The 17,957-nt window shown below is 59.2% G+C and carries 17 protein-coding genes; 12 read left to right on the top strand and 5 right to left on the bottom strand.

All coding sequences use genetic code 11. The annotated features are described in order from the left end of the window. The first annotated feature begins 201 nt into the window (after positions 1-201). From gshA to tauD, 5 genes are all read left to right on the top strand, one after another. Positions 202-1,785: a glutamate--cysteine ligase gene (gshA, locus tag ACYZTZ_RS29260; RefSeq protein WP_462000441.1), complete on the top strand. Its 1,584-nt coding sequence runs from the start codon at positions 202-204 to the stop codon at positions 1,783-1,785. 261 nt (positions 1,786-2,046) lie between these two features. After that, positions 2,047-3,024, top strand: a complete 978-nt coding sequence (gene tauA, locus ACYZTZ_RS29255) for a taurine ABC transporter substrate-binding protein (protein ID WP_008149275.1) — start codon at positions 2,047-2,049, stop codon at positions 3,022-3,024. Between the two features lie 15 nt (positions 3,025-3,039). Next, positions 3,040-3,834 (top strand): taurine ABC transporter ATP-binding subunit, encoded by a 795-nt coding sequence (gene tauB / locus ACYZTZ_RS29250; RefSeq protein WP_462000440.1) that lies wholly within the window; start codon positions 3,040-3,042, stop codon positions 3,832-3,834. Continuing rightward, on the top strand, positions 3,831-4,664 hold the full coding sequence (tauC, locus tag ACYZTZ_RS29245) for a taurine ABC transporter permease TauC (protein ID WP_462000439.1): 834 nt from the start codon (positions 3,831-3,833) through the stop codon (positions 4,662-4,664). Before tauB ends, tauC begins: the two co-directional genes overlap by 4 nt. 35 nt (positions 4,665-4,699) lie before the next feature. After that, complete coding sequence (tauD, locus tag ACYZTZ_RS29240) at positions 4,700-5,542, top strand: taurine dioxygenase (RefSeq protein ID WP_462000438.1); 843 nt, start codon at positions 4,700-4,702, stop codon at positions 5,540-5,542. A gap of 163 nt (positions 5,543-5,705) precedes the next feature. Here the strand turns inward: tauD and mgrA are convergent, their stop codons facing one another. The 3 genes from mgrA to ACYZTZ_RS29225 all read right to left on the bottom strand — a co-directional run bounded on the left by mgrA (position 5,706) and on the right by ACYZTZ_RS29225 (position 8,341). Continuing rightward, the gene (gene mgrA, locus ACYZTZ_RS29235) at positions 5,706-6,743 is read right to left on the bottom strand and encodes an L-glyceraldehyde 3-phosphate reductase (RefSeq protein WP_046052249.1); all 1,038 of its coding nucleotides are present in this window, start codon (positions 6,741-6,743) and stop codon (positions 5,706-5,708) included. 174 nt (positions 6,744-6,917) lie between these two features. Then, positions 6,918-7,319, bottom strand: coding sequence for a type II toxin-antitoxin system HicB family antitoxin (locus tag ACYZTZ_RS29230; protein ID WP_033058464.1), 402 nt, complete (start codon positions 7,317-7,319; stop codon positions 6,918-6,920). Positions 7,320-7,450: 131 nt separating this feature from the next. After that, positions 7,451-8,341: a LysR family transcriptional regulator gene (locus ACYZTZ_RS29225; RefSeq protein WP_462000437.1), complete on the bottom strand. Its 891-nt coding sequence runs from the start codon at positions 8,339-8,341 to the stop codon at positions 7,451-7,453. Between the two features lie 129 nt (positions 8,342-8,470). Here ACYZTZ_RS29225 and ACYZTZ_RS29220 point away from each other — a divergent pair, with 129 nt between their 5' ends. Next, positions 8,471-9,211, top strand: a complete 741-nt coding sequence (locus ACYZTZ_RS29220) for an SDR family oxidoreductase (RefSeq protein WP_462000436.1) — start codon at positions 8,471-8,473, stop codon at positions 9,209-9,211. Positions 9,212-9,346: 135 nt separating this feature from the next. Beyond that, complete coding sequence (locus ACYZTZ_RS29215; RefSeq protein ID WP_046045488.1) at positions 9,347-9,607, top strand: hypothetical protein; 261 nt, start codon at positions 9,347-9,349, stop codon at positions 9,605-9,607. An 8-nt stretch (positions 9,608-9,615) separates the two neighbouring features. Here ACYZTZ_RS29215 and betT read toward each other — a convergent pair whose 3' ends face one another. Together betT and epsC are read right to left on the bottom strand one after the other, a co-directional pair. After that, a complete protein-coding gene (gene betT / locus ACYZTZ_RS29210; protein ID WP_462000725.1) occupies positions 9,616-11,571 on the bottom strand; it encodes a choline transporter BetT in 1,956 nt (651 codons plus the stop codon). Between the two features lie 427 nt (positions 11,572-11,998). Next, on the bottom strand, positions 11,999-12,925 hold the full coding sequence (gene epsC / locus ACYZTZ_RS29205) for a serine O-acetyltransferase EpsC (protein ID WP_033058482.1): 927 nt from the start codon (positions 12,923-12,925) through the stop codon (positions 11,999-12,001). A gap of 193 nt (positions 12,926-13,118) precedes the next feature. Between epsC and ACYZTZ_RS29200 the strand changes: the two genes are divergently transcribed. From ACYZTZ_RS29200 to ACYZTZ_RS29180, 5 genes are all read left to right on the top strand, one after another. Beyond that, positions 13,119-14,111 (top strand): D-cysteine desulfhydrase, encoded by a 993-nt coding sequence (locus ACYZTZ_RS29200; protein ID WP_462000435.1) that lies wholly within the window; start codon positions 13,119-13,121, stop codon positions 14,109-14,111. A gap of 296 nt (positions 14,112-14,407) precedes the next feature. After that, the gene (tcyJ, locus tag ACYZTZ_RS29195) at positions 14,408-15,208 is read left to right on the top strand and encodes a cystine ABC transporter substrate-binding protein (RefSeq protein WP_056745625.1); all 801 of its coding nucleotides are present in this window, start codon (positions 14,408-14,410) and stop codon (positions 15,206-15,208) included. Next, positions 15,208-15,873 (top strand): cystine ABC transporter permease, encoded by a 666-nt coding sequence (gene tcyL / locus ACYZTZ_RS29190; protein ID WP_462000434.1) that lies wholly within the window; start codon positions 15,208-15,210, stop codon positions 15,871-15,873. Before tcyJ ends, tcyL begins: the two co-directional genes overlap by 1 nt. Positions 15,874-15,877: 4 nt before the next feature. Next, positions 15,878-16,633 (top strand): L-cystine ABC transporter ATP-binding protein TcyN, encoded by a 756-nt coding sequence (tcyN, locus tag ACYZTZ_RS29185; protein ID WP_056745630.1) that lies wholly within the window; start codon positions 15,878-15,880, stop codon positions 16,631-16,633. A 502-nt stretch (positions 16,634-17,135) separates the two neighbouring features. Beyond that, positions 17,136-17,933, top strand: coding sequence for a hypothetical protein (locus ACYZTZ_RS29180; protein WP_462000433.1), 798 nt, complete (start codon positions 17,136-17,138; stop codon positions 17,931-17,933). Positions 17,934-17,957 lie beyond the last annotated feature (24 nt).

The raw sequence follows: 17,957 nt of genomic DNA, 5'->3' as shown, positions 1-17,957 counted from the left end.
CCTGTGGGAGCGGGCTTGCTCGCGAAGGCGGTGTGCCAGTCGACTTAAGTGCTGACTGACACACCGCCTTCGCGAGCAAGCCCGCTCCCACAGGGATTGTGGCGATCCAAAACCAGGCGAAAACGCCAGTTTCAACTTCACCCTTGTAGACCGTCTTGCCCACCCCCATATTGGGGCGACTGACGCGTGAAGGAATCCAACTTGAGCGAACTTCTCAACCGCCGCCTGGCTCTGCTCGGCGAGCGCGCTAACCTCTCTCTGCTCGAACAGTGCCTTCACGGCATCGAACGTGAATGCCTGCGCGTGACCGGCGAAGGTCGCCTGGCGCAAACGCCGCACCCGGAAGAATTGGGTTCCGCGCTGACCAACGAACAAATCACCACCGACTATTCCGAGTCGCTGCTGGAGTTCATCACGCCCGCCCTGCCCGACCCGGCGGATACGCTGGCGAGCCTGGACAAGATTCACCGCTTTGCCTACAGCAAGCTCGGCAACGAGTACCTGTGGAGTCCATCGATGCCGTGCCCGTTGCCGGCCGAGGAAGACATCCCGATTGCCTATTACGGCACCTCCAACATCGGTCAGCTCAAGTACGTCTACCGCAAGGGCCTGGCCCTGCGCTACGGCAAGACCATGCAGTGCATCGCCGGGATTCACTACAACTTTTCCCTGCCGGAAAAGCTCTGGCCGCTGCTCAAGGAGGCTGAAGGTTTTGTCGGCACCGACCGCGACTATCAATCGTCGGCCTACATCGCACTGATCCGTAACTTCCGTCGCTACAGCTGGCTGCTGATGTACCTGTTCGGTGCTTCGCCTGCGCTGGACGCCGGTTTCCTGCGTGGCCGCTCGCACCAGTTGGAACAACTGGACCCGGACACCTTGTACCTGCCGTACGCCACCAGCCTGCGCATGAGCGACCTGGGTTACCAAAGCAACGCCCAGGCCGGTCTGACCCCGTGCTACAACGACTTGGCGAGCTACACCGACAGCCTGCGCAAAGCGGTCGCAACGCCTTACGCGCCGTACGTCGAAATCGGCACGCATCAGGACGGTGAGTGGGTTCAGCTCAACACCAACATCCTGCAGATCGAAAACGAGTACTACTCCAACATCCGCCCGAAACGCGTGACCTACACCGGCGAACGGCCGATTCAGGCGCTGGTGGCTCGCGGCATTCAGTACGTCGAAGTGCGTTGCCTGGACATCAACCCGTTCCTGCCGATGGGCATCGACCTGCCGGAGTCGCGGTTCCTCGACGCATTCCTGTTGTATTGCGCGCTGAACGACAGCCCGCTGCTGACCAATACCTCGTGCGGCAACGCGACCTCGAACTTCCTCAGCGTGGTCAAGGAAGGTCGCCGTCCGGGCCTGCAACTGCAGCGTGATGGTCAACCGGTGGACCTGAAAGAGTGGGCCAGCGAGTTGCTGGAGAAAATTGCACCCCTGGCGGCGATGCTGGATCAGAGTCATGGCGGTGATGCGCATAGCAAGGCGCTGGATGCGCAGCTGGCCAAGGTCAAGGATCCATCGCTAACGCCATCGGCCCAAGTGCTGGCGGCGATGGCTGAGCACAAGGAGAGCTTTGCTCAGTTCTCTCTGCGTCAGAGCCAGGCACATGCGGAGTTTTTCCGCAGCGAGCCGCTTTCAAGCGAAGACCAGGCGAAATTTGAAGACCGGGCGCGTTCGTCGCTGGCCGAGCAGATTGAGCTGGAGCAGAACGAAGTCGGCGATTTCGATGTGTTTGTCGGGTCGTATCAGGCGAGCATTCTGGCAATTAGCAACTAATCTCTGAAGGTCCTGCGGACCTTATCGTCGGAGCGCCGCCCGGAGCAAGCTCGCTCCCACAGGGTTCAGTGGTGTTCACACAATTGTGGTCACACTGAAGATCCAATGTGGGAGCGAGCTTGCTCGCGATGGCTGCACCGCGGTCTTCCTTAGAATTTTCCGCTCATAAGCTCATTCGAAAAAGTTATTTATTTTCGGATTCTTATATCATTTAGTCTCCTTTTCACGCCGACTCTCGGTCGCCTGACAAGGAGCTTCTCAATGAAACTGACTTTCCCCCTTCGCCTGCTGGCGGCCGCGTCTCTGGCTGCGGTGAGTTTCTTTGCCCAGGCGGCTGACGTCACCGTCGCCTACCAGACCACCGTAGACCCGGCAAAAGTCGCCCAGGCCGACGGCGCGTACGAAAAAGCCACCAACGCCAAAATCGACTGGCGCAAATTCGACAACGGCGCCGACATCATCGCCGCCATCGCTTCCGGCGACGTGCAGATCGGTTACCTCGGTTCCAGCCCCCTGACGGCGGCAATCACCCGCAAAGTCCCGGTAGAAACGTTCCTCATCGCCACGCAGATCGGCGCCGCGGAAGCCTTGGTTGCCCGCGACGGTTCCGGGATCAAAACCCCGCAGGACCTGATCGGCAAGAAAATCGCCGTGCCGTTCGTGTCCACCGGCCACTACAGCCTGCTGGCCGCGCTGAAGCACTGGAACATCGACCCGTCGAAAGTCACCGTCCTCAACCTTGCCCCGCCAGCCATCATTGCCGCGTGGAAGCGCGGTGATATCGACGCCACTTACGTGTGGGACCCAGCCCTCGGTGTCGCCAAGGAAAACGGCAAAGTGCTGATCACCTCCGGTGAACTGGCCAAGTTCGGCGCACCGACCTTTGATGCGTGGATCGTGCGTAAAGATTTCGCCGAGAAGCACCCGGAAATCGTCACCGCGTTCGCCAAAGTGACCCTCGATGCCTACGCCGACTACCGCAAAGACCCGAAAGCCTGGCTCGCCAACCAATCCAATGTCGACAAGCTGGTGAAACTCTCCGGCGCCAAGGCCAGCGACATTCCATTGCTGCTGCAAGGCAACGTCTTCCCGCTGGCGGCTGATCAGGTGATCACCCTCGGCGCGCCGACCACCAAGGCCATCACCGACACCGCCGCGTTCCTGAAAGAACAAGGCAAGGTTGAAGCCGTTCTGCCGGACTACGCCCCCTACGTCAGCGCCAAATACATCACCAACTGATCGGAGTTAACCGCGATGGCTTTGCTTCAGCTGGAGCGCATCAGCGCACAGTACCCCGGCGCCGCCGAACCGGTACTGGCGGATATTTCCCTGAGCCTTGGGCCCCAGCAATTGCTGGTCGCCCTCGGCCCATCCGGCAGTGGCAAGACCTCGCTGTTGAACCTGATTGCCGGTTTCGTCGAGCCCAGCGCCGGGCGCATCACCCTTGATGGCGTGCCGGTCAAAGGCCCGAGCGCCGAACGCGGCGTGGTGTTCCAGGACGATGCCTTGCTGCCCTGGCAGGACGTGCTGGCCAACGTCGGTTTCGGCCTGGAACTGGCCGGCATTGCGCGGGAAAAACGTGAACTGCGCGCTCGGGAAATGCTCGCCTTGGTGGACCTTTCCGGTTTCGAAAACCGCCGAATCTGGCAACTCTCGGGCGGCCAGAAGCAACGAGTCGGTCTGGCCCGCGCGCTCGCTGCCGATCCTCGGGTTTTGTTGATGGACGAACCTTTCGGCGCCCTCGACGCCTTCACCCGCGAACAGATGCAGGAGTTGCTGCTGCAAGTCTGGCAACGCACCGCAAAACCCGTCTTTCTGATTACTCACGACATCGAAGAAGCAGTGTTTCTCGCCACGGACCTGATTCTGCTGGTGCCAAACCCTGGGCAAATTGTCGAGCGCCTGAGCCTGGATTTCGGTCAGCGTTATGCCGCCGGGGAGTCCGCTCGATCAATCAAATCCGACCCGCGCTTTATCGAAACCCGCGAACACGTGCTCGCCAAAGTGTTCTCCCAACGCAGCGCCGCCCAGCGGCAGGAGACCGTATGAGCAGCTATGAGATTCCGGCCGTCACGGTCAAACCGCACTCGACGGTGATTCCTGTTCGACGCAGCCTCAGTACTCGCTGGATCAGTCTGCTAACACTCGTCGCACTCGTGGTTATCTGGTGGGCCGTCACCGCCACTGGAATGATCGAACCGCTGTTCCTGCCGCCACCCTCCGCAGTGCTGCAAAAAGGCTGGCTGCTGGTGACCACCGGCTACATGGATTCAACGTTGTGGCAGCACCTGGGCGCGAGTCTCAGCCGAATCGGTCTGGGCCTGGGCTTCGCGGTGCTGACCGCCGTGCCGGTCGGCATCGCCATCGGCCACAACCGCATCGCTCGCGGCATTCTCGATCCGCTGATCGAGTTCTACCGCCCTATCCCACCGCTGGCTTATCTGCCGCTGATCGTGATCTGGTGCGGCATCGGTGAGCTGTCGAAAGTCTTGCTGATCTACCTCGCGATCTTCGCCCCCATCGCCATCGCTACCGCGACCGGCGTGCGCACCGTTGACCCGGCCAAATTGCGCGCAGCGCAGTCGTTGGGCGCGACCCGGGCGCAGTTGATTCGCCATGTGATTCTGCCGAGCGCGTTGCCGGACATTTTGACCGGTGTGCGGATTGGCCTGGGTGTGGGTTGGTCGACGCTGGTCGCCGCCGAATTGATCGCCGCCACCAGTGGTTTGGGCTTCATGGTGCAGTCGGCCGCGCAATTCCTGGTCACCGATGTGGTGGTGCTGGGGATTCTGGTGATCGCATTGATCGCCTTCGCCATGGAGATGGGCTTGCGCGCCTTGCAACGTAAACTGGTGCCGTGGCATGGCCTGGCTCACTGAATAACCCTCGGCGCCCCGGATTGAAGAGAAAGACCATGAGCAACCTGACCATCGTCCCCTTAAGCTACGCCCTCGGCGCGCACATCAGCGGCGTCGACATCAGCCAGCCACTGAACCTGGAACAGCGCGACGCCATCGAGCAGGCGCTGCTCAAACATCAAGTGTTGTTCTTCCGCGATCAGCCGATCACACCGCAGCAGCAGGCACGTTTCGCCGCCAATTTCGGCGACCTGCACATTCACCCGATCTACCCGAATGTGCCGGAACAACCCGAAGTGCTGATCCTCGACACCGCCGTCACCGACGTGCGCGACAACGCGATTTGGCACACCGACGTGACCTTCCTGCCGACCCCGGCCCTGGGCGCGGTGCTCAGCGCCAAGTTGTTGCCGGAGTTTGGTGGCGACACGCTGTGGGCCAGCGGTATCGCGGCGTATGAAGCGCTTTCGGCTCCGATGAAAAACTTGCTCGAAGGGCTGACCGCCACCCACGATTTCACTCGTTCGTTCCCGCTGGAGCGCTATGGCAACACGCCGCAAGCCTTGGCCCAGTGGGAAGAAGCGCGCAGGAAAAACCCGCCGCTGTCACACCCGGTGATTCGCACTCATCCGGTGAGCGGACGTCGGTCGTTGTTCGTCAATGAAGGCTTCACGTCGAAGATCAATGAGCTGTCGGAAACAGAAAGCGAGGTAATTCTGAAGTTTCTGTTTGCCCACGCGACACGGCCGGAATTTACCATTCGCTGGCGTTGGCAGAAGGACGACGTGGCGTTTTGGGATAACCGCGTGACACAGCATTACGCCGTGGATGATTACCGGCCGGCTCGGCGGGTGATGCAGCGGGCGACGGTGTTGGGGGATGTGCCGTTTTTTCGGTGAGCCTCGGGATTTTTGATTGATTTTGATGGCCCCATCGCGAGCAGGCTCGCTCCCACAGGGTTATCGGTTGACCACAGAATTTGTGGTCACGCAGGTCCACTGTGGGAGCGAGCCTGCTCGCGATGGGGCCAGAACGGGCGCCAGAATATCCGGCGCCGAACACTTACTCAGCCGTCGAAGGCTTCTCCCACAAATTGACCCCGCCCTCCTGGGCAAACCGGTCAATCTCCGCCAATTCCTCCGAGCTAAAGCTCAAATTCTTCAACGCCCCGACGTTCTCGATAATCTGCTCCGGCCGGCTCGCACCGATCAGCGCCGACGTCACGCGCGGATCGCGTAACGTCCACGCCAATGCCAGCTGCGCCAGGCTCTGACCGCGACGCTTGGCGATCTCATTCAGCGCACGCACATGAGCGATGTTGGCTTCGGACAGGTGCGCCGCCTGCAACGAACCACCTCCCGGACGATTGACCCGCGCGTCCGCCGGTACACCGTTGAGGTACTTGTCGGTCAACAAACCCTGAGCCAGCGGCGTAAACGCAATCACGCCCGTACCGAGTTCATCCGTCGTATCCAACAGGTCTTTTTCCACCCAACGATTGAGCAGGTTGTAAGCCGGTTGGTGAATCAGCAACGGGACTTTCCACTCTTTCAGCAGCGCGGCCATTTCACGGGTTTTAACGCCCGAGTAGGAGGAGATACCGATGTACAACGCCTTGCCCTGTTGCACCGCGGTGGCCAGTGCGCTGGCGGTTTCTTCCAGCGGCGTGTCCGGGTCGAAGCGGTGGGAATAGAAGATGTCCACGTAGTCCAGGCCCAGACGCTGCAGGCTCTGATCAAGGCTGGCCAGCACGTATTTGCGCGAACCGCCGCCCTGACCATAAGGGCCGGCCCACATATCCCAACCGGCCTTGCTGGAGATAATCAGCTCGTCGCGATACTGCTTGAAGTCTTCACGCAGCAAACGACCGAAATTGATCTCGGCGCTGCCATACGGGGGGCCGTAGTTGTTGGCCAGGTCGAAATGGTTGATGCCAAGATCAAACGCGGTACGCAGCAATGAACGCTGGGTGTCGATCGGTGTGCTGTCGCCGAAGTTGTGCCACAGGCCCAGGGACAGCGCCGGCAGCACCAGACCGCTGCGACCCACGCGGCGGTAAGGGATGGAGTCGTAGCGGTTTTCGGCAGCGGTGTAGGTCATCGAATCCTCTCTTGTCTGTCTTGAAGTTGGTATCGACTGCTTCGCAAGTTGCCCAGCATACGCCCAGACAAACGCCGATAAACCTCGGACTCGAGAAAATGCTGAAACGTTTCACATGTTTCATCTTTGCCGCCAGTTGATCGTTCCTACGCTCTGCGTGGGAGCGATCAACATTTACGCCGACAACTCACGCAGGGCAGCGGCAGCCAAAAAGCCAGACCTTGAGCTGTACCGCTGATCCCGCCTGACTGTTTGATCGATACGCTCAAGCAACTGCTCAGGCAGTGTGGCATTGAAGCGCACCGACTTGCCGAAGTAAGGCGTGATATCGAATTCAACCACCCCCCACACGCCGCCCGCGTAATCAGGGTTATCAAGATGAGCGTCGATCTCATGCACCTGCGGCAGTGGATCGCCATCGGCCACCAAGCCTTCGTAGTGCAACGACAACGCTTCCTTCACGTTTTCAAATGCCTGCGCCACAGTACCGCCTGCGGAGAAGCAACCCGGCACGTCCGGGATAATTACTCCGTATTCTGAGTCGGCATCCTTGTGCAGAACGACCGGGAATTTCATTTCGGCGAATCCCTTTTCCAGCAAGTTGATGCGGCGAACTATAGGCAAAAACGCAGCACCAATACCCACAACACACATCCTGAAACTGATCATTCCCACGCTCTGCGTGGGAACGATCTTTGGAACCGCGGCTACTGTGCCCCCGCAAACACTTCCCCCAGCCAATCCACAAACACCCGAACCCGTGGCGACATGTGTCGGTTGTGCGGATACAACACCGAAACCGGCATTGATGGCGGTGGCGTGTCGATCAGGACTTCCTGCACCAAGCCTTGGGAAATCTGCGTGTCCATTCGGTAATGCGGACACTGGATCAGGCCCAGCCCGGCAATCGCCGACGCCGCATAAATTTCCGCGCCGAACACTGAAAGCGCGCCATCGATAGCCACTTCCTTCAGTTCGCCATCCACCATGAATTCGAAGGGAAATAACTTGGCAGTCGTGCGCGAGACATAGTTCACGGCACGATGATGTTTCAGGTCGTCGAGGCTTTTCGGTTCGCCGTATTTGCGCAGGTACGCGGGGCTGGCGCAGGTGATTTGGCGCAGGTTGGCGACGCGGCGGCCGATCAGCGCGGAGTCGCCCAAGGTGCCGGCGCGCAGCACGCAGTCGACGCCTTCAGCGATCAGGTCGACAAAGCGGTCGGCCTCGCTGATGGACAGTTCGATGTCCGGGTAGCGCGCCATGAACTGCGGCAACGCCGGGATAACGAAGTGCTTGGCCAGCGTGCCATGCAAATCCACGCGCAACCGGCCCTTCGGTGCGACGCCACGGAATGCCAGTTCGGCTTCTTCCAGTTCCGCCAGCAGTTGTACGCAACGCAGGTAATACGCCTCGCCATCCAGCGTAGGACGCACCTTTCGAGTGCTTCGCTCCAATAAACGTATACCGAGCCAGGCTTCGAATTGATTCAGCGTGTGGGTCAGCGTCGCCCGCGGCAGGTTCAGGTCATCGGCAGCCAGCGTGAAGCTGCTGCGCTCGTAGATCCGCACGAAAACCTTCATCGCTTTGACTTGATCCACGCGGGTCTCCTGGCGGTCGATTGTTGGCGATTCTTGAACAGTCAAGGCAACTCTCGTGCATTTATCCGCCTGAGTAAACATGTGAATCTGGCTTCACCCCAAGCCATTAACTTCAAAGGAATCACCGCCATGACTACTCAAACTTCGAAAGTTGCCATCGTGACCGGCGCCTCCCGCGGCATCGGCGCGGTGATCGCCAAACAACTGGCCAAACAAGGTTTCGCCGTCGCCATCAACTACGCCAGCAGTGCCACCGAAGCTTCAAAACTGGTGGTCGAATTGCGTCAGGCCGGCCACCAGGCCATAGCGATCAAGGCGGATGTCGCGAACGCCGACGACGTACGCCGGATGTTCGACGAGACCGAAACGCAACTGGGCAAAGTCGATGTGCTGGTGAACAACGCCGGCATCCTCAAAGTCCTGCCGCTGGCGCAACACTCGGATGAGCTGTTCGATCAGAACTTCAACATTCACGCTCGCGGCACGTTCAACACCCTGCGTGAAGCCGCCACTCGCCTGAATGCTGGCGGGCGGATCATCAACTTCTCCAGCAGCACCGTCGGCATGAACCTGCCGGGCTACGCGGTGTACATCGCCAGCAAAGCGGCGGTGGAATCCCTGACCCAGGTGTTCGCCAAGGAAATGCGCGGTCGTAATATCACCGTCAACGCCGTGGCCCCCGGCCCGGTGGCTACCGACCTGTTTCTGCACGGCAAGAGCGAAGAGCAGATCCAGACCTTCGCCAAGATGGCCCCGCTGGAACGTCTGGCTCAGCCAGAAGACATCGCCCGCGTTGTGTCTTTCCTGGTCGGCCCGGATTCGGCGTGGGTCAATGGGCAAATCCTGCGCGTCAACGGCGGGCTGGTTTAACTATGCTCACTTGACACCGCAGCGCCCCTATCGCGAGCAGGCTCGCTCCCACAGGATTGCGACGACCTTGTGGGAGCGAACTTGATCGCGAAGGCGGCCCCAAAAGCAACACACATTCGAAGGGCGGAACACATCATGCACACCACGATCATCATCACCTTCGGCCTGATCCTCCTGGCGCTGATGCTGTTCATCGGCGAGAAAATCGGCTTCAGTCGCCAGACCCTGGCCTTCAGCTTTGTCGTGCTGTGGCTGGCGCTGACGTTGATCAACGGCGCGGTCGGCATGGTCAATGCCGGCCAGCCGTTCAGCACGGAACTGGTGGTCGGCAGCGCCGTGTTCGGTGTACCGGTGGCGGCGCTGGTGTTGTTCATGGTGTTGACCACCGAGACGTGAGTGTTCGATCAACGCACCAAATGCAAGAACTGCAGGTGCCGTTCGTACTGATCAAGGATGTCGTTGATGATCTGTTCCTTGGTGTAACCCACCAGATCGTAGTCCTGACTGCCTTCGCTCAAATGCACTTCGGCCCGGTAATAACGACGGTTGTTGAGTTCCTTGGAACCCATGCCGCCACGGGCGAAGGACGGCGTGAAGTAGCCACGCATCTGCACCTGATAAATGAACGGACGCTCCTCGCCATGACCGATTTCCAGGCTGACGTTGTCGTTGGCCGGGTCCGGTTGAGTGACCACCTTCAAACCCTTCTCGACGAACACCGCCGAGACCTCTTCAATCGCTGGACGCACCGTCGTATCGAGGAAGCGATAGACCTCATCCCGTGACGGAAAATGCACGGCCTGACTCAGGCGTTGACGCCAGCCGCCACGCCGCGAGCCGGACACCGGTGCCAGGGAATGCAGTTGCGCGATCTGCTTCTGCGACTCCAGGTAGAACGCCTTGTGCAGCCCCCACATCATCAGCAGCAAGATCATCGAGAACGGCAACGAGGTCAGCACCACCGCTGACTTCAGCGCATCGATGCTGCCGGAAAACAGCAGCGCACTGGTCACCAGCGCGGTCATTGCGCCCCAGAACACTCGCAGCCATTTCGGCCCGTCTTCATCGGGATTGCCGCCCTTGGCGGACAACGTCGACAGCACCACGGTGCCGGAATCGGCAGACGTCACGAAGAACACGAAGCTGATGAACACCGTGACCGCGATGACGGTTTTGCTCCACGGGTAGGTTTCCAGCAACAGGTAGAGGGTCATCGATGGGTTATCGATGGCCGACATACCGAGCGCGCTCATGCCGTGATTGAGGACTTGATCGATGGCGCTGTTGCCGAAGATCGACATCCACGCGAGGGTGAAGCCGAGCGGAATCAACAGCACGCCGAAGACGAATTCGCGGATGGTCCGGCCACGGGAAATCCGTGCGATGAACAGGCCCACGAACGGCGACCATGCAATCCACCAGGCCCAATAGAACACCGTCCAACCGCCCAGCCAGTCACTGGGTTTGTCGTAGGCGTACAGGTCGAAACTCTTCATCGGCAACGCGCCGAGGTAGTCGCCGATGTTCTGGATCAGGGTGTTGAGCAAATGCTGAGTCGGGCCGGCGAACAGCACGAACAGCAGCAGCGCGCAGGCCAGCAGCATGTTGATGTCGGACATCACGCGCACGCCTTTATCGACGCCGGACACCGCGACGATGATCGCCGCGCCCATCATCAGCGTGATCAGGCCGACCTGAATCCACTGGGTGTGAGCGATGCCGAACAGGTAGTCCAGACCCGAGTTGAGGTGCAACACGCCAAAGCCCATGTCGGCACCAAGACCGAACACCGTGGCGATGATGCCGAAGCCGTCCACCGCGTAACCGATGGGGCCGTTGATGCGCTTGCCAATCAGCGGATAGAGCGCCGAACGCAGGGCCAACGGCAGGTTGTGACGGTAGGCAAAATAAGCCAGCGCCATGCCGACGAAAGCGAACACACCCCAGCCGTGCAGGCCCCAGTGCAGAAACAGAATCTGCATCGCCTGACGCGCCGCATCCGCCGTGCCGGCTTCACCTTGCGGGGGTTGCGCCAAATGGGTCAGCGGTTCGGACACGCAAAAGAAAAACAGCGTGATGCTGATCCCGGCAGCGAACAGCATGCCGGCCCAGGACAGGTAACTGAATTCGGGTTCGTCGTGGTCGGCACCGAGCTTGATCTTGCCGTAGCCGGACAAGGCGGTGACCACCACGAAGACCAGATACAGGGTCATCGCGAGCATGTAGTACCAGCCGACCGTGTTGGCCGCCCAGTTTTGCGCTTCCAGAAGCCAGGCGCCGGCCTGTTCAGGCATGGCGATGACGATGATGCCGAACAGCAAAATGAACGTCGCCGAGAAGTAAAACACCGGCGGATTCATGCGGACCTGACCGCTGGCGGGGGTGGGCGATGCACTCATGAAAGGTGCACCTCAAGGGGGTGAAACAGGGCAATCAGTAACGGACTCGGCAAAGGCAAGCCTCCTGTTGTGAGCGGGCAGCAAACCGGCGGTTTAACTTGAATGAGCGTTCAAGTTAAACATGAATAGGGGGCTAAGGACTAATCGCAAGGCTCGGCGGCACTGTTCGTACGCTAGCTCAAGGATGGGTATGAAGCGGGGTTTGGGGGATTCGTTCAGTGAGAAATTAGCGGAATGCCAACATCTTGGTTCGCCTTGAAACCAATCGCGAGCAGGCTCACTCCTACAGTGGATTTGTGTCAGTCCACACCATTGTGAACACCATAAAAACCCTGTGGGAGCGAGCCTGCTCGCGATGAGGCCGGATCAGTCAGTCGAGATTCCGGATCTACTTCTGCGTCCCATCATCATGCTGCAGATTCGCCTGAGTCAGGTTGCTCCCCGCCGGCACGCTGCGGGTCAGCCAGACATTGCCGCCAATGGTCGAGCCCTTGCCGATGGTGATCCGCCCCAGAATCGTCGCACCGGCATAGATCACCACGTCATCCTCGACAATCGGATGTCGCGGTTGCCCCTTCTGCAACTGACCGTCTTCATCCGCCGGGAAGCGCTTGGCGCCCAACGTCACGGCCTGATAAATCCGCACACGCTCGCCGATGATGGCGGTCTCGCCGATCACCACACCCGTCCCGTGATCGATGAAGAAGCTGCGGCCAATCTGCGCGCCAGGGTGAATGTCGATGCCGGTGGCTGAGTGCGCGATTTCCGCGCTGATCCGTGCCAGCAGCGGCAATCCGGCCCTGTACAAATGATGGGCCAGGCGATGGTGAATCACCGCGAGAATCCCCGGATAGCACAGCAACACTTCATCGACACTGCGAGCCGCCGGATCGCCGTGATAGGCCGCCAGCACGTCGGTGTCGAGCAGACTGCGCAGCCCCGGCAATGCGAGGGCGAAGTCCTGAATGATCTGAATGGTCTTGGCCTCGACTTCAGTGTCGGCCTGGGCACTGTGGCGAGCGGCGTAGCGCAATTCGAGTCGCGCCTGAGCCAGCAACGCGTTCAATGCAACGTCCAGCGTGTGGCCGACGTAGAAGTCTTCACTCTCCTCGCGCAAATCCACCGGGCCGAGGCGCATCGGGAACAACGCGCCGCAGAGGGCTTCGAGAATCTCTGCCATGGCCGCTCGGGAAGGCAACTCGCGACCACCCTGTTCGGTGCTGGCGCGACCATTTTGTAAGCGCCACTGATCACGCGCCGTGCGCAGTTGGCTGACGATGGTCTGCAGTTGCCAATGACTGGAACGCTCGCTCACGGTAAAAACTCCTCACGGGCGGCCGGACTGTCTGGCCGCGTTAACCGCGATTACTTTACGGCATGGTCTGGAAGCCGAATTAAGAACTGATTGTGCTGTGCTCAGCACTTTTTGGCATAAGGCCGATTGGCAGTTGCCCCGCTAAATAGGCGTGCCTATAGTCCTGTCATCTCCCTCCGCCAGTACGGACCCCATGATCAAACAACAGCTTGCCCGCTTTAACCGCCTCGACCTGCTCGGTCATCCTACCGCCCTGGAAAAACTCGAACGCCTGTCGGCCTGGTTGGGTCGCGATGTGTACGTCAAGCGTGATGATCTGACGCCGCTGGCGATGGGCGGCAACAAGCTGCGCAAGCTCGAATACCTGGCGGCCGATGCACTGGCACAAGGCGCCGACACCTTGATCACCGCTGGCGCGCTTCAGTCCAACCACGTGCGCCAGACTGCCGCCATTGCGGCCAAGCTCGGCCTGGGCTGCGTTGCGTTGCTGGAAAACCCTCTCGGCACCGACGACGCCAACTATGTCGGCAACGGCAATCGGCTGTTGCTGGACCTGTTCGACGCCAAGGTGGAGCTGGTGGAAAACCTCGACAACGCCGACGAGCAATTGCAGGCTCTGGCCGACCGTCTACGCAACAACGGCAAGAAGCCGTATCTGGTGCCGATTGGTGGTTCGAATGCATTGGGCGCTTTGGGTTATGTGCGTGCCGGGCTGGAATTGGCCGAGCAGATCAAGGACACCGGACTGACATTCGCCGCCGTGGTTCTGGCTTCGGGCAGTGCCGGGACCCATAGCGGTCTGGCGTTGGCGTTGAGTGAAGCACTGCCGGATTTGCCAGTGATTGGTGTCACGGTTTCTCGCAGCGACGAAGACCAACGCCCGAAAGTCCAAGGCCTCGCCGAACGCACTGCCGAGTTGCTGGGCGTGAGCCTGCCAGCGAGTTTCAAGGTCGAGTTGTGGGACGAGTATTTCGGCCCGCGCTACGGCGAACCGAATGCCGGGACGTTGGCCGCCGTGAAGCTGGTGGCGAGTCAGGAAGGTTTGCTGCTGGACCCGGTTTATACCGGCAAGGCCATGGCGGGTTTGCTCGATGGCATCGGCCGCCAGCGCTTCAATGACGGCCCGATCATCTTCCTGCACACCGGCGGGGCACCGGCACTGTTTGCCTACACAAGCTTTTTGTAAGAAATCAAAGATCAAAAGATCGCAGCCTTCGGCAGCTCCTACTGGTGTACGCCGATTCCCTTGTAGGAGCTGCCGAAGGCTGCGATCTTTTCAATAGACACCACATATCTCTAAAAAGAATAACAAACCTAATATTTAGTATTTTCCTATCTAGCAACACCATCATATAGTCACGCCGCAGGCGAATTTGCAGCGAGACGCATACGATGCTTTAGGGCAGGATATTGCAGTCGTTCAAATCCCGAATTTGCCAACATTCCTAAAAGCGTCTTCATAAGAAAACACAGGGGCTTGTCATGAATTTTTCCGCACTACGACGAAATCTGCTGGTAGGTTCGCTGGGCCTGGCGCTGAGCGCCGGTCTGTTGGGGCAAGCGGTTGCCGGTGAGCAGCTGCAAAAAATCAAAGACGCTGGCGTGATCAACGTTGGCCTGGAAGGCACTTACCCACCGTTCAGTTTCGTCGACGCCGACGGCAAACTGGCCGGCTTCGAAGTCGAATTTTCCGAAGCCCTGGCCAAAGAGCTGGGCGTGAAGGTCAAACTGCAGCCGACCAAATGGGACGGCATCCTCGCGGCGCTGGAATCCAAACGTCTGGACGCTGTGATCAACCAGGTGACCATCTCCGAAGAGCGCAAGAAGAAGTATGACTTCTCCGAGCCGTACACCGTTTCCGGGATTCAGGCGCTGGTGCTGACCAAGAAGGCTGCCGAGCTGAACATCAAGACTGCCGCCGACTTGGGTGGCAAGAAAGTCGGCGTAGGCTTGGGCACCAACTATGAGCAATGGGTGAAAGCCAACGTGCCGACCGCTGACGTGCGCACCTACGAAGATGATCCGAGCAAGTTCGCAGACCTGCGTAACGGCCGCACCGACGCCATTCTGATCGACCGCCTCGCCGCGCTGGAATACGCCAAGAAGGCCAAGGACACTTCCGCCGCTGGTGAAGCGTTCTCCCGTCAGGAAGCCGGCGTTGCCCTGCGCAAAGGCGAGCCTGAGTTGCTGGCAGCAGTGAACAAGGCCATCGACAAGCTGCGTGCCGACGGTACGCTGAAAAAGCTTTCGGAAAAGTACTTCAGCGCTGACGTCACTAAATAATGGAAGAAGCTTTCCAACTCGCGCTGGATTCCGCGCCCTTCCTGCTGAAGGGCGCGTACTACACGGTGATCCTGAGCCTGGGCGGGATGTTCTTCGGCCTGGTGATGGGCTTCGGCCTGGCGTTGATGCGCCTGTCGCGCTTCAAACTGGTGAGCTGGATCGCCCGCATCTACGTGTCGTTCTTTCGCGGCACGCCGTTGTTGGTGCAACTGTTCGTGATCTATTACGGCTTGCCGCAATTGGGCATCGAACTTGATCCGCTGCCGGCGGCCCTGATCGGCTTCTCGCTGAACATGGCGGCCTATGCCTGCGAAATCCTCCGCGCCGCGATCAGCTCCATCGAGCGCGGTCAGTGGGAAGCCGCCGCGAGTATCGGCATGACCCGTGCGCAGACCCTGCGCCGGGCCATCCTGCCACAAGCGATGCGCACAGCCCTGCCGCCGCTGGGCAACAGCTTCATTTCGCTGGTCAAGGACACCGCGCTGGCAGCCACCATTCAGGTGCCGGAGCTGTTCCGTCAGGCGCAGCTGATCACCGCTCGCACCTTCGAAATTTTCACCATGTACCTTGCCGCCGCGCTGATCTACTGGATTCTGGCCACGGTGCTGTCGCACTTCCAGAATCAGTTGGAAGCGCGGGTCAATCGGCACGACCAGGAGTCCTGACCCAATGATTGTCGTGGAAAAACTGACAAAGCAGTTCAAGGGTCAAGTGGTGCTCAACGGCATCGATCTGGAAGTGAAGGAAGGCGAGGTGGTGGCGATCATCGGGCCTAGCGGCTCGGGTAAAACCACGTTCCTGCGTTGCCTGAATTTCCTGGAAGAACCCACCAGCGGCCGGATCAAGGTCGGTGACATCGAGATCGATGGCAGCCGTCCGCTGAACCAGCAGCAAGGCCTGGTGCGACGTTTGCGCCAGCACGTGGGTTTCGTGTTCCAGAACTTCAACCTGTTCCCTCATCGCACCGCCCTGGAAAACGTTATCGAAGGCCCGATCATCGTAAAGAAGATCCCGCACGCCGAAGCCGTTGCCCTGGGTAAAAAGCTGATGGCCAGGGTCGGTCTGGCGGGCAAGGAAGACGCGTACCCGCGTCGCCTTTCCGGTGGTCAGCAACAGCGTGTGGCGATTGCCCGTGCGCTGGCGATGGAGCCGGAAGTGATTCTGTTCGACGAACCTACCTCAGCCCTCGACCCGGAGCTGGTGGGTGAAGTGCTGGCAACCATTCGCAGCCTCGCCGAAGAGCGACGCACCATGGTCATCGTCACCCACGAAATGGGCTTTGCCCGGGACGTGGCGAACCGCGTGGTGTTTTTCGACAAGGGTGTGATCGTCGAACAAGGCGAAGCCAAGGCGCTGTTTGCCAACCCGAAAGAAGAGCGGACGAAGCAGTTTCTCAGCAAGTTTCTGAATAACGCTCACCACTGAAACATCGCTTCACTACTTGTTAACTTCCATGGATGGAAGTGACAACCACCCCTACTAACAAAATCTCTCGCTACGCTCTCTTCGTTTATTCATCCATCTGAACAATAGATAATTTTTTAGAGCTGCGTGCGGTACATATATATGTCCTGCAACAGAATAACCTCGCCTAAAATTGGCCAAACTCAGCGCCATCATCGAACCGTTCCTCGTCGTCAAAAACGCAATAAAACCCCATAAACCAAGGCAAAGCTCGACAGAGCGGTGTGGCTTATTAACTTCAATGCGTAGGAATTTTCTGAATAACACTAGATCCCATACTTAACTAGCCAGCTCTATTGACACCTATTCAAGCGCACTCTTATCTAGTCTCCAACAGGCGTCTAACCTCGCACTCATTCACTATTTAATTTCACATATGGTGAACAGTTTTGTTGCTCGGTAATTCATGCCTTTCGAACTTTCAGAAACGGACTTTCGCTGCAAGGCTTCAAGGAGAAACCCCATGACAAGCACTTCGAACAAACCCGAACTTGCGGCCCCGACCCTGGCGCAATCTCACAAGACCTGCATCAACATCACTTCGGCGGCGCACCTGCTGATCGATGTGGCGCCCTACTCCGGCATGGACGAAGGCGACCTGATCGAACTGTTCTGGGATAACTGCTATGTGGCCTCCAGAGTGCTGACGGCCGACGATGTCGGCCAACCGGTCCAACTGCGTGTGCCCGAAAGCTTCATCGCCAATGGCACCTCGCGCGTTCACTACCGGATCATGCAGATCGGGCAAGGGCCAACCCTTTCAGCCATCAGACGGGTGCAAATCAAACTCGACTGCCCCGGCGGCCAACCGTCTGCGCTGTGCGGCGATGAAAACCAGAGTCTGGAGCCCGTGAATATCCCCGAGACCATTCGCCGTCAGGGAGTCAATCCGAACCAGATCAAGCGCGGGGTTCCTTTGACCATCGAGCCCTACCTGAACATGGCCGTCGACGACGAAATCACCCTGCGCTGGGGCGATGTGCGTATGGATCTGCCACGACTCAAGACCGGCGATGTCGGCCAGCCGATCCAGGTCTGGGTGCCGCCGGCGATCATTCTCGAAGCCGGCGAAGACCTGCGGCTGGAAGTGACTTACTGCATCCTCGACCGGGTGGGTAACAACTCCCGCTGGGCACCCCCGCGCCGGCTGAAGATCGGTTGCGCCAATCCCTACTTGAAGGCCCGGCCGAAAGAAATGCTCATGGCCGCCGAACCCAGCAAACACTGTGACACCTCTTCTATGCATATTCCTAAAAGTTAGTTTATTAATTTTTTATACACGCTT

The sequence above is a fragment of the Pseudomonas sp. LB3P58 genome, from assembly GCF_054897895.1.
This window is presented reverse-complemented; position numbering and strand designations above follow the sequence as displayed.

Excerpts from the sequence above, each read along its gene's own strand:
- ACYZTZ_RS29220 (WP_462000436.1), top strand. The coding sequence starts at position 8,471 with ATGACTACTCAAACTTCGAAAGTTGCCATCGTGACCGGCGCCTCCCGC.
- tcyJ (WP_056745625.1), top strand. The coding sequence starts at position 14,408 with ATGAATTTTTCCGCACTACGACGAAATCTGCTGGTAGGTTCGCTGGGC.
- tcyL (WP_462000434.1), top strand. The coding sequence starts at position 15,208 with ATGGAAGAAGCTTTCCAACTCGCGCTGGATTCCGCGCCCTTCCTGCTG.
- ACYZTZ_RS29200 (WP_462000435.1), top strand. The coding sequence starts at position 13,119 with ATGATCAAACAACAGCTTGCCCGCTTTAACCGCCTCGACCTGCTCGGT.
- betT (WP_462000725.1), bottom strand. The coding sequence starts at position 11,571 with ATGAATCCGCCGGTGTTTTACTTCTCGGCGACGTTCATTTTGCTGTTC.
- tauD (WP_462000438.1), top strand. The coding sequence starts at position 4,700 with ATGAGCAACCTGACCATCGTCCCCTTAAGCTACGCCCTCGGCGCGCAC.
- tcyN (WP_056745630.1), top strand. The coding sequence starts at position 15,878 with ATGATTGTCGTGGAAAAACTGACAAAGCAGTTCAAGGGTCAAGTGGTG.
- mgrA (WP_046052249.1), bottom strand. The coding sequence starts at position 6,743 with ATGACCTACACCGCTGCCGAAAACCGCTACGACTCCATCCCTTACCGC.
- tauC (WP_462000439.1), top strand. The coding sequence starts at position 3,831 with ATGAGCAGCTATGAGATTCCGGCCGTCACGGTCAAACCGCACTCGACG.
- ACYZTZ_RS29230 (WP_033058464.1), bottom strand. The coding sequence starts at position 7,319 with ATGAAATTCCCGGTCGTTCTGCACAAGGATGCCGACTCAGAATACGGA.
- ACYZTZ_RS29180 (WP_462000433.1), top strand. The coding sequence starts at position 17,136 with ATGACAAGCACTTCGAACAAACCCGAACTTGCGGCCCCGACCCTGGCG.
- tauA (WP_008149275.1), top strand. The coding sequence starts at position 2,047 with ATGAAACTGACTTTCCCCCTTCGCCTGCTGGCGGCCGCGTCTCTGGCT.
- ACYZTZ_RS29215 (WP_046045488.1), top strand. The coding sequence starts at position 9,347 with ATGCACACCACGATCATCATCACCTTCGGCCTGATCCTCCTGGCGCTG.
- tauB (WP_462000440.1), top strand. The coding sequence starts at position 3,040 with ATGGCTTTGCTTCAGCTGGAGCGCATCAGCGCACAGTACCCCGGCGCC.